Source organism: Paenibacillus sp. FSL K6-2393 (assembly GCF_038002545.1).
Taxonomy (GTDB): Bacteria; Bacillota; Bacilli; order Paenibacillales; family Paenibacillaceae; genus Paenibacillus.
On record NZ_JBBOCU010000001.1, the window covers coordinates 2,435,568 to 2,451,587 of the forward strand.

Here is a 16,020-nt window from a genome sequence, read left to right on the forward strand (position 1 = left end):
CATGAAGTTATCGCGCAGAATTGCTCAGGCACCCATTCGGGTGTACCGCAACTATATCTCTCCATTAACACCGCCAACATGTCGGTTCTATCCGAGTTGTTCGGCTTACGCCATGGAGGCGATTGAAGTGCACGGTGCGCTCAAAGGTTCGTTGTTAACAGCGAAACGTATTGCCAAATGCCACCCGTTTCATCCAGGCGGTGTAGATCTGGTGCCACCAAAGGCGGAGAAATCCATGATGGTATCAGAGTAACGATGTAGCTTGAAGTATTCGGGTGGCCTGGAAGCAGACCAGGATTGACTTGAGGATGCTGTCCACTTGACAAAGGGGTCCGCATTTCAGTATATTTTTCCTATATGATTTTCCAGTGAAGGGATAAGTACAGACACACCCCCAGTGCAGAGAGCCGGATGAGCTGAGAACCGGTCTGGGAGGAGGATGGAATATGGTCCCGGAGGAACCTCTTTCGAGCGTGCAGACAGTGATTTAAGAGCTGCTGTCGTAAGGCTGAGGCGTGATCCAGCGTTAATGGGCGGTCGAAGGACCGACAGAGCCTGTGTTTTGCGAAAAACATGGGGAATTTGGGTGGTAACACGTGAGAGCAACTCTCGTCCCATAGGGGCGGGAGTTTTTTGTGTTCTTTTTTAGTTGTTTTGGACGAAGAGATCACATGAAGCAGGAACATTTGAAGGAGGAGAAGTCATTCATGGCTGACCAAAAAACATTTTATCTGACAACCCCGATTTATTATCCGAGTGACAAATTGCATATTGGGCATGCGTATACAACGGTGGCGGGAGATGCGATGGTTCGTTACAAGCGTTTACGCGGTTATGATGCTCATTATCTGACAGGAACCGATGAACATGGCCAGAAGATTGAGCGCAAGGCACAAGAGAAAGGACAGACACCGCAAGCTTTTATCGACGATATCGTTGTGGGGATCAAGGAACTGTGGAACAAGTTGGACATTTCCAATGACGACTTTATCCGTACAACCGAAGAGCGTCACAAAACCATTGTTCAGGATATCTTTGACCGTTTGCTGAAACAGGGAGATATCTACAAAGGTGAGTACGAAGGCTGGTACAGCATTCCGGATGAGACGTATTACACGGAGACTCAACTGGTGGATGTAGAGAAGAATGAGAAGGGTGAGATTATCTCGGCCAAGAGCCCGGATAGCGGACACCCGGTTGAATTGGTCAAAGAAGAATCATACTTCTTCCGTATGAGCAAATATGCAGATCGTTTGTTGAAATATTATGAAGAGAACCCGGGCTTTATTCAGCCGGAATCCCGTAAGAACGAGATGATCAACAACTTCATCAAGCCAGGTCTTGAAGATTTGGCCGTATCGCGGACTACATTTGAATGGGGCGTCAAAGTGAAAGGCGATCCAAAACACGTGGTTTACGTGTGGATTGATGCGTTGTCCAACTATATTACAGCTTTGGGCTACGGTTCATCCGATGCATCCCTTTATAACAAGTTCTGGCCTGCGGATGTACATCTGGTTGGGAAAGAAATTGTTCGTTTCCATACGATCTACTGGCCAATTATGTTGATGGCATTGGATCTGCCTTTACCGAAGAAAGTGTTTGCACATGGCTGGTTGTTGATGAAGGACGGTAAAATGTCCAAATCCAAAGGTAATGTCGTTGATCCAGTGACTCTGATTGACCGTTACGGTCTCGATGCACTGCGTTATTACCTGCTGCGTGAAGTACCGTTTGGTTCCGATGGTACGTTTACACCGGAGAGCTTCGTAGAGCGTGTTAACTCCGACCTCGCGAACGATCTGGGTAACCTGTTGAACCGTACAGTTGCCATGGTAGACAAATATTTTGAAGGCAAAGCCCCGGCGTTTGCTTCGAATGTAACGGAATTTGATGCTTCGCTGGAAGAAGCAGGCCATGCTACAGTGGAAAAAGTGGAACAGGCGATGGAAAACCTGCAGTTTTCCGTAGCACTGACAGCGATCAGCCAGTTTGTCAGCCGCACCAACAAATATATTGATGAGACGCAGCCATGGGCGCTGGCTCGTGATGAAGCAAAACGCGATGAATTGGCATCCGTTATGGCTCACCTGATCGAAAGCTTGCGAATTGGTTCCATTCTGTTGCAACCGTTCCTGACGCGTGCTCCTCATAAAATCTGGGCACAGCTGGGCATTCAGGAAGGTGAACTTACGGCTTGGGATACAGCCAAGCAATGGGGTCTGGTTCCAGCTGGAAATGCCTTGCAAAAAGGGGATCCAATCTTCCCGCGTTTGGATTCCGAACAGGAAATTGCTTATATCTCTGAAGCAATGACAGGTGGTCAAAAAGCGGAACAGCCTGAAACAAGTCAAGCAGATGCTGGAGCTTCAGCAGCTGTTGAACCGGTAACTGCACCTGAGGGTACCGAAGAGATCGGTATTGACGATTTTGCCAAAGTTGAACTGCGTGTGGCTCAAGTCATTTCCTGCGAACCTGTCAAAAAAGCGGATAAGTTGCTGAAATTGCAGCTGGATCTGGGTTATGAGCAGCGCCAGGTCGTATCTGGAATTGCGAAGTTCTATTCGCCAGAAGAGATGGTTGGACGCAAAGTCATCTGTGTGACCAACCTCAAACCGGTGAAACTTCGTGGTGAACTGTCCCAGGGTATGATCCTTGCAGCATCGCATGGCGACCAGCTTACACTGGCTACAGTACCAGACAACATGCCTAATGGTGCACAAGTAAAATAAGAATTGAGTTATGAAATTGATTCAAATACTGTCGTAACTATGACTCAAGGTGGCCCGATGTAATTCGGGCCCTTTTTTTATTGATATAATTCGTATCTGACGGGAAGAGAACAAGCATATACTGTTATGAACTCCGTACTTCAGGAAAGAATGAATAGGACGGGATAGCTTGACAAGTAGGTTCAGGTTACCTATAATTCTTTCAGTAATGTTTACGATTAAGAGATGCGGAGTGAATCATAATGACATTTTATAAAGTGCAACATCAAGTTCAGGATAACCGTACAGGAAAGACGGGCAAAAGAGGCAACATAAAGCTACTGTGGACGGGTTTGCTTATTCTCACTTTGCTGGTATTGTCAGCGTGTGGGCAGGATAGTTCCAATAGTGCGAAGATTGTGGAAGGCAAGGTAAACGTTGTGACAACATTTTATCCTGTATATGCTTTTACGACTGCAATCGGTGGTGAGGATGCCAATGTCATTAACCTGTTGCCAACGGGAGTAGAGCCACATGACTGGACTCCGAAGAGTCAGGATATCGTTAATACGTCCAAGGCACAGCTGTTTCTCTATAATGGAGCTGGACTGGAAGGATGGGTGCCGAATTTCCTGAAGTCGCTGAATAGTGATACACAGGTGAAGTCTGTTGCCGTCAGTGAAGGTGTTAAGCTGTTAACGGCTGAGGGTGATGATGGGCACGGTCATGGCGAAGAGCACGAAGACGAGCATGCGGATGAACACACAGATGAGGCTACCAGTGAAGATGTCGCTGATCATCATATTGATCCACATACGTGGGTTAGTCCGAAATCAGCCATGATCATGGCTGAAAACATCAAAAATAGTCTGGTCGAGGCAGATCCTGATCACAAAACAGGTTACGAACAACGTTATGAAGAGCTTCGTACCAAGCTTGAGACGCTGGATCAGCGTTTCACAGATGAATTGGCTACCGTACCGAACAACGAAATTGTTGTCTCGCACCAAGCGTTTGGCTACCTTGCACGTGATTATGGATTAACCCAGCATGCCATTATGGGACTTTCCCCGGATGCTGAACCGACAGGACAGGATATTGTGAAGCTTGCGAAACTGGTTAAAGATGAAGGCATTAAATACATTTTCTTTGAAGAGCTGGTATCTGACAAATTGGCGAAAACATTGGCAAGTGAAGCAGGAGTAGAGACCATGGTCCTTAATCCGGTTGAGGGATTGACCAAGGAGCAGGCAACAAATGGGGATGATTATTTCACCCTGATGGAGAAAAATTTGCAAAATCTGCTGATCGCATTAAAATAAGATAGAACGAAGAATTCAGATCGAAGAGTCTTTACCGTTCACGGTGAAGGCTCTTAGGACGCTATGGGATTCTTATATATAATGAAGGGCGGCTTTGCCATGCAGCAAATCATGCCACTATGTCATGATCCAATTATAGAGATCGAGAAACTATCATTTTCCTACGGGGACCAGCGAGTGATTGAGAATCTCGATTTTATGGCCCAGGAACGGGACTTTGTCGGGATTATCGGTTCCAATGGGGCGGGTAAAACGACATTGCTGCGCATGCTGGTAGGACTTCTTCCTCCTGCGCAGGGAGATATCAAACTATTCGGACAGTCGATCCGCAGGTTCAAGGACTGGGACCGAATCGGGTATGTACCTCAAAAGAATGCATTTAACCCGTTGTTCCCCGCGACCGTTCGTGAAGTTGTCATGTCAGGCTTGTACAATAACAAAAACATGTTCCGTCGTATGTCTCGCAAATGTCAGCAACAGTGCACGGATGCGATGCAGGTCATGCGGATCGAGGATCTGGCGAACAAACGAATTGGTCAATTGTCCGGCGGACAACAGCAGCGTGTATTTTTGGCACGGGCGCTTATCAATCACCCGGATCTGTTGATTCTGGATGAACCTACCGTAGGTATAGATGCTGAATCACAGGCCAGTTTCTTTGAACTGATTACACATATGCATGAACATCACCGCATGACTTTTCTGATGGTGTCTCATGATATGGATCGGATGGAGAGTTATTTGGGTTCTGAAGCTGCGGTAACGAATGGCAAAATTAATTTTCATGTCCGTCATTCGCATGAGGTACAGGATTGTGCTGAGACCAATCTGCAACATACCACTGCACAGGTACGCTAGCCGTATTTATGGCCCATTAGATTAGAGTAAGGCCGAAGGAGTCGTGTTTGTTTTGGAAATATTAATGAGTGATTTTTTTCAGCGTGCCCTGGCGGGTGGGTTGTTAATTGGCATTACCGCTCCGTTAATCGGACTGTTCCTGGTCTTACGGCGGTTATCCATGATCGGAGACACCTTGTCTCATGTGACCATTGCCGGTGTTGCACTTGGATTCCTGATTGAAGTGTATCCCATTGCGGTGGGCTTGATATTTGCCGTGCTTGCTTCATTTGCGATAGAGAAATTGCGCAAAGCGTACAAGAGTTACGCCGAATTATCGATTGCCATTATCATGTCCGGTGGTGTGGCTCTTGCTTCCTTGTTCTTCACGCTGGGCAAAGGATATAATGCAGATGTCATGAGTTATTTGTTCGGCAGTATATATACATTAGACGCTACGGATCTGAAGCTGGTAGGTGTGGTTACGCTGATCGTGGTGATTGTAGTGGCATTGTTACATAAGGAATTTTTCCTGCTCAGCTTTGAGGAAGATGCGGCAGCGGTTACCGGGTTGCCTGTAAGAATTCTGAACATGTTAATCACTGTGATGACAGCACTTGTCATTAGCACGGCGATCAAGATTGTTGGTGCGCTTCTGGTGTCAGCGCTATTGACCATTCCGGTAGCGGTCAGCCTGTTGATGGCCCGGAGTTTCAAATCCGCCATTATTTTGTCCGTGGTGATTGGCGAAATTGCCGTAGTCCTTGGACTGGTTGTAGCAGGCATCTGGAACCTCGCACCTGGAGCAACGATTGTATTATTGCTGATCATGATGCTGATTCTGACGATGATTGGAAAAAAAGGGTTCCGAGCCTGACGACTGAACGAGCAAGCACGTGAGCCCGGGGAAGGGAGACATCCGCTTCATGCCTGATGTTAATGTATGGATGGCTTTTGTAGCAGGTTTGGTCTCATTTATATCACCATGTTGTCTTCCGCTGTATCCATCATACCTCTCCTACATTACAGGTATGACGGTGCAACAATTGAAGGATGACCGCAATCAGCGCGAAGTCCGCTTTAAGACCATGACGCATACACTGGCGTTTATTTTAGGCTTCTCGGCTGTATTTTATTCGCTTGGCCTGGGTGCTGGACTGTTTGGCCAATTTTTCAATGATAACCGTGAATTGATTCGGCAATTGTCTGCCATTTTGATTATGCTTATGGGGTTATTTTTGCTTGGTGTGTTCAAGCCACAGTTTCTGATGAAGGAACGCAAGCTGGATATGAAATGGAAACCAGCAGGCTATCTGGGCTCTTTTATATTTGGCATCGGTTTCTCAGCAGGCTGGTCGCCGTGTATTGGCCCTATTCTAACAGCGATCATTGCGATGGCTGCAAGTGAGCCCACAACCTGGCTGGCGCTGATAACAGGTTATACGGCAGGGTTTGCAATCCCGTTCTTCATTTTGGCCTTTTTCATTGGTTCGACACGCTGGATCTTACGGTATTCGAATGTCATGATGAAAGTCGGCGGAGCATTAATGTTGTTCCTTGGAGTATTGCTTTTTACAGATCAGATGACGAAGATTACCATCTGGTTGCAGCAGATTACACCAGACTGGATGATTATTTAAACGGATGAACTGAATTTAAGTATTGTTATGTATGGCATAGCAGGCTACATGTTACCAGAGACACTCTGGGTCATGTAACCTGCTTTTTAATCGTTAGGAATGCTTATACCAGCATATCGTTAAGGGCAGTCCCGTTTTTTGTTTAGGTGAAGTAATCAATATTGGCTAGTGGAAAATGTTCAAAGATCCGTTCCGTAATGAATTCGCGCAGCGCATCTTGCTGGTCATCCTTATACACATACTTGTACTGACCCCAGCGGCCCCATTTCATCTTACGTTTCTCGATATCCATCTCCAGCTTGGTTTTGGGATAACGTTTCTCAATGGTTGCTTTGGCCGTTTTGGTAAAACGGTGCTGGATAATTTCAAAGGTAAGGTCCTTAGTTGCTTCCTCTGGAAGTGTATCTGCCAGCTTCTGCAAAAGCTCTGAGTATCCTTCTTCCCAGCCTTCATACCACATAATCGGAGCGATAATGAATCCCAGTGGATAACCAGCGTGTGCAATTTTGCCAGCAGCTTCAATGCGTTCCTCAAATCTGGAGGTAGCCGGTTCAAAGTTTTTGATGACATAATCCGAATTGACGCTAAACCGGATACGGGTGTGGCCGTTATGCTTGATGTTCAGCAACGGATCAACGTGATGATATTTGGTTACAAAGCGCAAGCGCCCGTATTCTTCATCCGCCATAAAACGAATCAGGTCACTTAAATTTTCCGTGATATGCTCAAGTCCTACGGGATCAGAAGTACAGGCGGCTTCAAATCGCGTGATTTCAGGCGCCCGTTCTTCGATGTATCCTTTTGCAGCCTGAATGATCTCCTCGGTATTAACATAGACACGGACGTAAGGTTTCGCACCAAGTGTAGTTTGAAGATAACAATAATGGCAGTGCCCCATACAGCCTGTAGAGATGGGAATGGCATATTCCGCTGAAGGTTTCGACTGGTCAAACTTGAGTGTTTTGCGCACACCAACGACCAAAGTACGCTTTGCCATCCGGTACTTTTCTTGTTCGGTTTCACCGGGCAGGTTTGTGATTCGGTTATGGGATGTGGTCATCTGATAAGGTATGTTTTTGGATGTCACCCACTCCATAATCCGTTTGCCTTTATCATATTCCAATGCACCGGGTTCAAAATACACCAAATCGGGAATAAAGGGTTTAGTACCTTTTGCTTTTCGAACTGGCGGTGAGGCTACACTTGTACTCACGAAATCACTCCTTTCGATGCGGAACTTTGCTTAGTTTGCCTCGTTTGGTGAGAAGTCACGCTGCCAATTACTTGTGTAACAGCGCGCTCCGAACTGTGCAGGACTTGCCAATGCGTATTGATAACATGTATCATTATAAGATAGGGACCAGGCACGAATAGGGGCCGGTCAGAGAGAAAAGAGGGAAGCAGATGCCAACGCCCAGTATGGAAGATTATTTGGAGCGTATATACAAATTAATTGATGAAAAGGGCTATGCTCGTGTGTCTGATATAGCTGAAGGACTGGAAGTACATCCTTCATCGGTGACGAAGATGATCCAAAAGCTGGACAAAGACGAGTACCTGATCTATGAGAAGTACCGCGGACTGGTGCTTACGCCAAAAGGCAAAAAGATGGGCAAACGTTTGATGGAGCGCCATCATCTGCTTGAACAATTTTTGACAACGATTGGTGTTCAGGAACAAAATATCTACAATGATGTTGAAGGCATTGAACATCACCTGAGCTGGGACTCCATTACATGCATTGAGTCCTTGGTTGAATACTTCCGTCAGGATGAGAGCCGGTTGCGTGACCTCAAAAATCTTCAGGACGTCATGAGTAATACGGAGTCTTAAGATTCAGCAGTGGAATAAACATGATGATATACAATGAATTGTATCCTGTGATCAAAGGATGCTTCTTGCCGTTTCAATGGCAGGAAGCATTTTTTTGTGTGCAATCACACCATAATTTGGAGATTTTCGCAACTAAACGAAGGGTAGAAGCGTCTATTAAACTAGTAGAATTTACCGCAAATTTATAATGATTTTGGAGGACTGCACTAATGAATGTTCGTAAAGGATTGATACTGCTGCTCATTTTTGTACTTGGATTACAGACAGCAGGCATGACGGCACAAGCGGCTGGTCAGAAGGAAATCGCTATTTTTCTAGACGGCAACCGTTTGGAATCGGATGTATCACCCTACATCTTGCCCAAAGTAAATGTAACGATGGTACCTCTGCGTGTCATTAGCGAAGGACTGGGTGCGTCTGTTTTATGGTCTCAAGCTACTCGTACCGTGACCATTCAGAAATCCGATTCGGTCATCTCTATGACGAGCGGACGCCAGCAGGCAACTGTGGATAACGCTGTAGTTGGTCTGGATGCATCGGTCGAATTGAAACAAGGTCGGGTCATGGTACCCATTCGATTCGTCAGTGAGAACCTGGGCATTCGAGTGAACTGGAATCAGTCAGCCCAGACCATTGATCTGTACACAGGAGACGAATCAGTCCCAACTCCTGAACCAACCCCGGCAACCCCAGCGGAGCCTGGAGGCACGGGCACTGTACCAGCTTCTGAAGAGATGCGGGGAGCCTGGATTTCCACTGTGAATGGAGACTGGCCTACATCCGGTGCCAAAGGAAATGTAGAGAAGCAAAAGCAGGAGTATACAAAACAGCTTGATACTTTGCAAGGTATGGGCATCAACGCAGTATTTGTCCAAGTGAGAGCCAATGGGGATGCCATCTATCCTTCAGGTCTGGTGCCTTGGAACAGCGTATTAACAGGAACACAAGGTAAAGATCCCGGTTATGATCCCCTCGCGTTTATGGTTGAGGAGGCACACAAACGAGGTCTTGAGTTCCACGCCTGGTTTAATCCGTTTAGAGCAACGAACTCAGCGAGTACATCAAACTTGGCAGCAAACCACATCTCCAAGCTTCATCCAGACTGGATTGTGAATGCATCCGGCAAAATGTACATTAACCCGGGTATCCCGGAAGCCAGACAGCATATTATCGATACGATCATGGAAGTGGTCAATCAGTATGATATTGATGGTGTACATCTGGATGATTATTTCTATCCATCCAATGTGACTTTTAATGATGATGCAGCCTTCAAAACTTACAACACATTGAATACCAAAGACCGTGCTGAATGGCGTCGGGACAATATCAATCAGTTTGTTAAGCAGCTCGGGCAGAGCATTCACAGAGTAAAAGCTAACGTTGAATATGGAATTAGTCCATTTGGTGTATGGCGTAATAAATCCGTTGATCTGACAGGTTCTGATACCAAAGCAGGAGTAACCGCGTATGACAGCATGAATGCAGATGTGCGGACATGGATTAACCAGGAGTGGATCGACTATGTCGCTCCGCAGGTGTATTGGAGTATGACACTGAGCGTAGCCCGATACGACAAAGTCGTGGACTGGTGGGCGAATGAAGTGGCTAACACAAATGTAAAATTGTATATCGGCCACTCACCTTATAAGTTAGGTACGCCAGAGATTGGCTGGCAGACATCACAGGAGATCATCGATCAACTGGACTACAACAAGAAGTATTCTTCGGTTAAAGGGGATATATTCTTCAGTTCACAATACCTGACGAAGAACCCTCTCGGCCTAATTGCCAAATTAAAAGCTTATTATGGTCTCTAAAACAATTTAACAATACGGTTATAAGACAAACCCTTGTTCTCATAGAGTGGCAGTAGAAATGTGGCTGCCTGGAGAACGGGGGTTTTTTGTTATGTTAATTAACGCGGTGTTTGAAGGTGGAGGCGTCAAAGGGATCTCGCTTGCAGGTGCTGTGCAGGGTGCTCAAGACTGCGGCATTCAGTTTAATCGAGTAGCAGGCACATCATCCGGTTCCATTGTAGCTGCTCTGCTAGCGGCCGGTTACAGGGCCGAGGAGATGAAAGTCATTATTGAGAATACCCCCTTTGTTTCATTGCTGCGTCGCTCCCCTATATTTAATACCCGATGGGTCGGACCCGCGGCAAGGCTGTTCTTGAAGAAAGGCTTGTATTCGGGGGAGGCATTGGAATCATGGATTCGCAAGATGTTGGAGCAGAAAGGGATTCGCACATTCGCTGACTTGCCGCAAGGCAAGTTGCTTATTACGGCATCCGATATATCCAATGGAACCATTCTGGTGCTGCCGGACGATATTCGACGGTTCGGCATTGATCCTGCCAAGCTGGATGTTGCAAAAGCGGTACGTATGAGTTGCAGTATCCCTTATTTTTTTGATCCCGTAGTCATACGCAAATCGCCAGTATTCTCCAAAGGACTTGCTTTTCAAGATCAGTTTGTATATGTCGTGGATGGTGGATTGCTTAGCAATTTTCCGCTGTGGCTCTTCGATGGTGATCGTTCGGAACGAGGGGGAGACGTTATTCCGGTTGTCGGTTTCAAAATGGTGGGCAAGACGGAAGTGGAGCCTGCCCGTATTAAAGGACCGCTAAGCATGCTTCAGGCCCTTGTGGAGACGATGCTCACAGCACATGATGAACGCTACATCGAACAGATTAACCGGTTTCGTACGGTGAAAATACCAACGCTTGGGATTAAACCAACGCAATTTCATTTATCGTTACAGGACAGCACGGCCTTATATCGATCAGGTGCTACCGCAGGGAGCGAATTTTTCAACGGGTGGAATATGAAAGTGTATGATGAGCAGCTGGACAAACAAAGAAAAGAATTACGTAAGAAACAAGCAGAAGCTCCGCCTCTGATACCTGTGTAAACGTGAAAAAAGCAATTCTCCGTATGTTGGGAGAACTGCTTTTTTGTATGTTCAGTACCTTTTAGTGAAATTTCGGTATATCTTCATCGCTTTTCCCTTTTTGTCCCTGAATCACTTGGAAAGGATAATCCTTACGTTTCTTAGAAGAGCTGCTGCTCTTTCTGGCACTGGACTGTGCATTGACTTTTGCCATGGTTCGTGCCGATGGCTTGATCTTTGGTGATTTGGTTTTGCTTGCCCAGCGACGAGGCGGATATTTGTACAGCAGGAATACAGCTCCGAACACGACCAGAGGAATAATGATCCTGGATGGACTAGCGTTCCCCAGCCAAGTCAAGACTCCAACAGCAGCTAGTGCGATGAACGTCCAAAATAAGATTGCCTGCTTGTTCATATCATTCACCCTTTCACAGGATCGAGTGTTGCAACAGGTACTTCTGACGTAGCAGAGACATTGGCAAGCTTGGCATCCAACTCACGCATACGGTTAAACGAAGCAATGGATACTTCTACCTGTTCGTTGGTCGGTTCTTTTGTTGTCAGCAATTGCAGCCACAATCCCGGGTATCCGAGATAACGCAGTACAGGAATATCACGTACTGAATTCGTGAGCTTTAACAGTTCAAAAGAAATGCCTAGCACAACTGGCAATAACAACAGACGCTGACCCATCCGTTCCCAGAGGTTATCGTACGTGAAGAGAGAGTATAGAAACACTCCAATAATGACAGTCAACATAATGAAACTGCTTCCGCAGCGGTAGTGCAGTCGGCTGTACTTTTGCACGTTCTCCGGTGTCAGTTCTTCACCAGCTTCATGTGCGCTGATTACTTTGTGTTCCGCTCCATGATACTGGAAGAGACGTTTAATCATCGGCGTCTGTGAGATTAACCACAGATAGGCGAGTAACAGGATCAGCTTAATGCCGCCTTCCAGTAAATTATGCAAAAACTGATTGTCGAATGCATTTTTGAATAGAAAATTCTCGATAACAACAGGAAGCAATGTGAGCACAACTTTACCAAAAAGGAATGAAAGGATGGCTACGGCAGTCACACCGATGATCATGCTTAGGCTCCAGCCCGAACCTTCTTTCTCTTTTTGCTTGGCTTTCTCTTCCGGTTCCAGTTCATCATCAGCATAGGCGTCAGCAGAATAATTGAGATGTCTGCTACCTTTGACACTTGAATCTATAATGCTGACAATTCCGCGTAATAAAGGAATCCGCCGCAATTTCGTGACCCAGGACTTGTCTTGCTTGGGAACTTCCAGATACGTAATTTCGCCGTCTTTTCTACGAACAGCTGTAACGTTGACATGTTTCCCACCGAACATTACGCCTTCAATGACAGCTTGCCCCCCATAGCTGACAGGCTTGGATTGTTGAGGCAAATTATTCACCTTCCTATTCTGTTCTAGGCCTTCGCGATCAAAGGCAGTTTAATAACCCTATTGTATCGAATTTTAAGACCAATTTCTAGTTTGTGAGTCAAACCTTGAAGGATGTTGTTAAGATTGTCCTGTTTTGAACATACTACCTCGTAGAATCAGAGCGGAAATTCGAGGCATAATGCGGGATTATCAACTGAATGAAGGAGAATATCGATGACAGAACGTAAGCATGAAGATACATCACACGATGAAGGTCAACGTCCCAATGAGCGGCAGCAAAAAGACAGGGGCAGACGCCCTACCCAGAGGCAAGGTCAAGCACACTACTACACGAATCCATTTTCCTTTGCGTTAGAGCTTGGCTTTTTTGCCGGTTTTATCTGGGGCGGGCTACATTGGCTATTCTATCTGTTGCATTTTACAATTGTACCCGTCGGATTTCTGGCCGAGCCTTTTTTCAAACATGAATATATATATACCGCAGCAGGACATTTGACAGGCTGGCTGTTTTTTATCGTCTTTTCCATCTTGGCATCCTTACTCTACACGTTCACGATTAGAAAACTGAAAGGGCCGTTACCCGGCATGGTGTATGGAATCGTCTGGTGGCTGATTCTCTTTATACTGGTCGGACCAAAACTGGGGATGATGAAACCTTTGAACGGTTTAACGTGGGATTCAATCATCACGGAACTATGTTTCTTTTTGTTATGGGGGCTGTTCATTGGTTACACGGTAGCTATGGAGTACACGGACGAACGCAAACGCGAGCCGGAGCAAGCGGGGGCATAGCGCAAAAAAGCTTCTCAATCCGGCAATGCCTGTGTTAAAATAGCAGATGGTTATTTGCAGAGAGGGTGGAGCAGCGATGAAACGAATTATTGTGATCAATGGTCCGAACCTGAACATGCTTGGTGTACGTGAACCGGGCATCTATGGAACGCTTAGTCTGAAGGATATTGAAGACAAAATTCGCAGACAGGCTGATGAACTTGGCGTCTCCATCGCTTTTTATCAATCGAACCATGAAGGGGACATCATTGACCGCATTCATGCAGCGATGGGTGAGGCAGACGGAATCATACTGAATGCCGGAGCATTTACCCATTATAGCTATGCTATACGTGATGCAATCAATGCTGTAAAAGTCCCTACGGTGGAAGTACATCTATCCAACATTCATGCACGCGAAGCGTTCAGACATCATTCAGTGATTGCAGCGGAAACAATCGGGCAGATTGCCGGATTTGGCGAAGTAAGCTATGAACTGGGATTGCTGGCTCTTGTGCGTCATCTGGACAAACAAACCTGAGCCGGGAACCCGGGAATGTGAGAGAAAGAAGGGTTACCGATGGAAAACAAACGAGTAAATAAGTTGCGTGAAGCCATGCGTGAGCATGAACTCACTGCAATGCTGATTACAAACCCGATTAACCGTCGTTATATGACGGGCTTTACAGGCTCGGCGGGATATGTGCTGATTACGGAACAGGATGCATATCTGCTGACTGATTTCCGTTATATGTCACAAGCGCCTCAGCAAGCCAAAGGATTTACCGTTGTGGAGCATGGAGCTAAGCCGATGGATACGGTGCGCGAATTGTTGACATCCGCGAATATCAAAGAATTGGGCTTCGAGCAGGATAGTGTCACATTCGGCACGCACTCCGCTTATGCTGAAGCACTGCAGTCTATTGAACTGAAAGCTGTATCCGGGATCGTGGAACAACTTCGTATGTTCAAGGATGAAGACGAGATCGCGGTCATGCAGAGAGCAGCAGATCTGGCGGATGCCACGTTCAGCCACGTTTTGCAGTTTGCAAAACCAGGTATGACGGAGCGTGAAGTGGATCTGGAGATGGAGTTTTTCATGCGCAAACATGGAGCAACGTCCTCTTCGTTTGACACCATTGTAGCATCGGGTGAACGTTCTGCTATGCCTCACGGTGTAGCGAGCAGTAAGGTCATCGGACAAAATGAGTTAATTACATTTGACTTTGGTGCACTTTTGGACGGATACTGTTCAGATCTGACACGTACCATTGCAACAGGTACACCTGTACCTGAACTGCGCAAAATTTATGACATTGTACTGGAAGCTCAGTTACATACGCTGGAGAACCTGAAACCGGGTATGACCGGACGGGAAGCAGATGCATTGGCTCGTGATATCATTGCAGGTCACGGATATGGAGATCAATTCGGACACAGCACAGGCCACGGTCTGGGTATGGAAGTTCACGAAGCTCCTCGCCTGTCCAAGCTTAGCGACGATGTATTGAAACCGGGTATGGTTGTTACCGTTGAACCGGGTATATATATTGACGGGCTTGGTGGCGTGCGTATCGAGGATGACGTAGTGATTACCGAGACGGGTATTCATATTCTCACGAAGTCGGACAAGAAGTTCACCGTAATCGGCTAAATTACAGCCACCAGGGATATAAGACGATTTTTAATGTGTTATTTAAAATGAAAAATAAGAAATTTCACCATATCGGAGAGTGCAGAACCAATCTGAAGAAGCGAAGCGTTCGCCTTTATCACCGGATTTTCCCATTGTTAATGGGATCAAAAAAATCTGGGGATAACAGCGATCGGAGGATGGTACTGCAATCGAAGTGAACGAGGTGGCCATTCTTGGGCTCATTTTACATATAACATTAACCCCTCGTCTTATATCACCTACTTTTTAACCATATCAGGAGGGGTTTTTTGTGATTTCAGTAAACGATTTTAAAACAGGCTTGACCGTGCAAGTAGATAACGATATCTATACCGTGCTTGATTTCCAACACGTTAAACCAGGTAAAGGCGCTGCCTTCGTACGTTCCAAATTGAAAAACCTGCGTAACGGTAACACCGTTGAAAAAACATTCCGTGCGGGCGAAACGATTGGTCGTGCCATCATCGAAAACCGTGGCGTATCCTACCTGTATGCAAGCGGTACAGAGCACACGTTCATGGATAACGAAACTTATGATCAGTTCACATTGACTAGTGATCAACTGGAATGGGAATTGAACTTCCTGAAAGAAAACATGGTCGTTAAGATTGTTAGCTATCAAGGTGAAATCCTCGGAATTGACTTGCCAACAAGCGTTGAGTTGAAAGTCATCGAGACTGAGCCTAGTGTTAAAGGTAACACTGCACAAGGCGCTACCAAAAATGCAAAAGTGGAAACAGGCTTGAACGTACAAGTTCCTTTGTTTATTAACGAAGGTGATGTTCTCCTGATTGACACACGTGAAGGTAAATACTCTTCCCGTGCGTAACTTTCACAAGCTGTAAGCTAATAAACGGTATTAACAACCCTTTGCCATTCCTTTGGCAGAGGGTTTTTTCGAAAAAAGATTAGCCTATCAGGCGCTT

Annotated in this window: 16 protein-coding genes; 13 read left to right on the forward strand and 3 right to left on the reverse strand. The window is 46.1% G+C overall.

Features of this window, described 5'->3' with window-relative positions; all coding sequences use genetic code 11:
- The first annotated feature begins 1 nt into the window (after position 1).
- The 6 genes from yidD to MHI14_RS10720 all read left to right on the forward strand — a co-directional run bounded on the left by yidD (position 2) and on the right by MHI14_RS10720 (position 6,510).
- Positions 2-253 (forward strand): membrane protein insertion efficiency factor YidD, encoded by a 252-nt coding sequence (gene yidD, locus MHI14_RS10695; RefSeq protein WP_017687565.1) that lies wholly within the window; start codon positions 2-4, stop codon positions 251-253.
- A gap of 418 nt (positions 254-671) precedes the next feature.
- Complete coding sequence (gene metG / locus MHI14_RS10700) at positions 672-2,732, forward strand: methionine--tRNA ligase (RefSeq protein WP_341130284.1); 2,061 nt, start codon at positions 672-674, stop codon at positions 2,730-2,732.
- Between the two features lie 242 nt (positions 2,733-2,974).
- Positions 2,975-4,033 (forward strand): metal ABC transporter solute-binding protein, Zn/Mn family, encoded by a 1,059-nt coding sequence (locus MHI14_RS10705; RefSeq protein ID WP_289389721.1) that lies wholly within the window; start codon positions 2,975-2,977, stop codon positions 4,031-4,033.
- A gap of 99 nt (positions 4,034-4,132) precedes the next feature.
- The gene (locus MHI14_RS10710) at positions 4,133-4,891 is read left to right on the forward strand and encodes a metal ABC transporter ATP-binding protein (protein WP_091018152.1); all 759 of its coding nucleotides are present in this window, start codon (positions 4,133-4,135) and stop codon (positions 4,889-4,891) included.
- Positions 4,892-4,943: 52 nt separating this feature from the next.
- Positions 4,944-5,747 (forward strand): metal ABC transporter permease, encoded by an 804-nt coding sequence (locus tag MHI14_RS10715; RefSeq protein ID WP_017687569.1) that lies wholly within the window; start codon positions 4,944-4,946, stop codon positions 5,745-5,747.
- A gap of 49 nt (positions 5,748-5,796) precedes the next feature.
- Positions 5,797-6,510 carry a cytochrome c biogenesis CcdA family protein gene (locus tag MHI14_RS10720; RefSeq protein WP_036614418.1) on the forward strand — a complete coding sequence of 238 codons (714 nt, stop codon included), beginning with the start codon at positions 5,797-5,799 and terminating at the stop codon, positions 6,508-6,510.
- 142 nt (positions 6,511-6,652) lie between these two features.
- Here MHI14_RS10720 and splB read toward each other — a convergent pair whose 3' ends face one another.
- A complete protein-coding gene (splB, locus tag MHI14_RS10725) occupies positions 6,653-7,723 on the reverse strand; it encodes a spore photoproduct lyase (RefSeq protein WP_341130285.1) in 1,071 nt (356 codons plus the stop codon).
- Between the two features lie 191 nt (positions 7,724-7,914).
- Here splB and mntR point away from each other — a divergent pair, with 191 nt between their 5' ends.
- The 3 genes from mntR (at position 7,915) to MHI14_RS10740 (ending at position 11,256) form a co-directional block, all read left to right on the forward strand.
- Positions 7,915-8,343, forward strand: a complete 429-nt coding sequence (mntR, locus tag MHI14_RS10730; RefSeq protein WP_036614415.1) for a transcriptional regulator MntR — start codon at positions 7,915-7,917, stop codon at positions 8,341-8,343.
- Between the two features lie 209 nt (positions 8,344-8,552).
- Positions 8,553-10,163: a family 10 glycosylhydrolase gene (locus MHI14_RS10735; protein WP_341130286.1), complete on the forward strand. Its 1,611-nt coding sequence runs from the start codon at positions 8,553-8,555 to the stop codon at positions 10,161-10,163.
- Between the two features lie 91 nt (positions 10,164-10,254).
- Positions 10,255-11,256, forward strand: a complete 1,002-nt coding sequence (locus tag MHI14_RS10740) for a patatin-like phospholipase family protein (RefSeq protein ID WP_341130287.1) — start codon at positions 10,255-10,257, stop codon at positions 11,254-11,256.
- 61 nt (positions 11,257-11,317) lie between these two features.
- Here MHI14_RS10740 and MHI14_RS10745 read toward each other — a convergent pair whose 3' ends face one another.
- A complete protein-coding gene (locus MHI14_RS10745) occupies positions 11,318-11,650 on the reverse strand; it encodes a hypothetical protein (protein WP_341130288.1) in 333 nt (110 codons plus the stop codon).
- 5 nt (positions 11,651-11,655) lie between these two features.
- A complete protein-coding gene (locus MHI14_RS10750) occupies positions 11,656-12,648 on the reverse strand; it encodes a DUF1385 domain-containing protein (protein WP_062835280.1) in 993 nt (330 codons plus the stop codon).
- Positions 12,649-12,861: 213 nt separating this feature from the next.
- Between MHI14_RS10750 and MHI14_RS10755 the strand changes: the two genes are divergently transcribed.
- From MHI14_RS10755 to efp, 4 genes are all read left to right on the forward strand, one after another.
- Positions 12,862-13,440: a YqhR family membrane protein gene (locus MHI14_RS10755; RefSeq protein ID WP_091028804.1), complete on the forward strand. Its 579-nt coding sequence runs from the start codon at positions 12,862-12,864 to the stop codon at positions 13,438-13,440.
- 76 nt (positions 13,441-13,516) lie between these two features.
- Positions 13,517-13,960, forward strand: coding sequence for a type II 3-dehydroquinate dehydratase (aroQ, locus tag MHI14_RS10760; RefSeq protein WP_062835278.1), 444 nt, complete (start codon positions 13,517-13,519; stop codon positions 13,958-13,960).
- Between the two features lie 39 nt (positions 13,961-13,999).
- Positions 14,000-15,073: a M24 family metallopeptidase gene (locus MHI14_RS10765; protein WP_289389716.1), complete on the forward strand. Its 1,074-nt coding sequence runs from the start codon at positions 14,000-14,002 to the stop codon at positions 15,071-15,073.
- Positions 15,074-15,365: 292 nt separating this feature from the next.
- Complete coding sequence (gene efp, locus MHI14_RS10770; protein ID WP_017687580.1) at positions 15,366-15,923, forward strand: elongation factor P; 558 nt, start codon at positions 15,366-15,368, stop codon at positions 15,921-15,923.
- Positions 15,924-16,020: the final 97 nt, after the last annotated feature.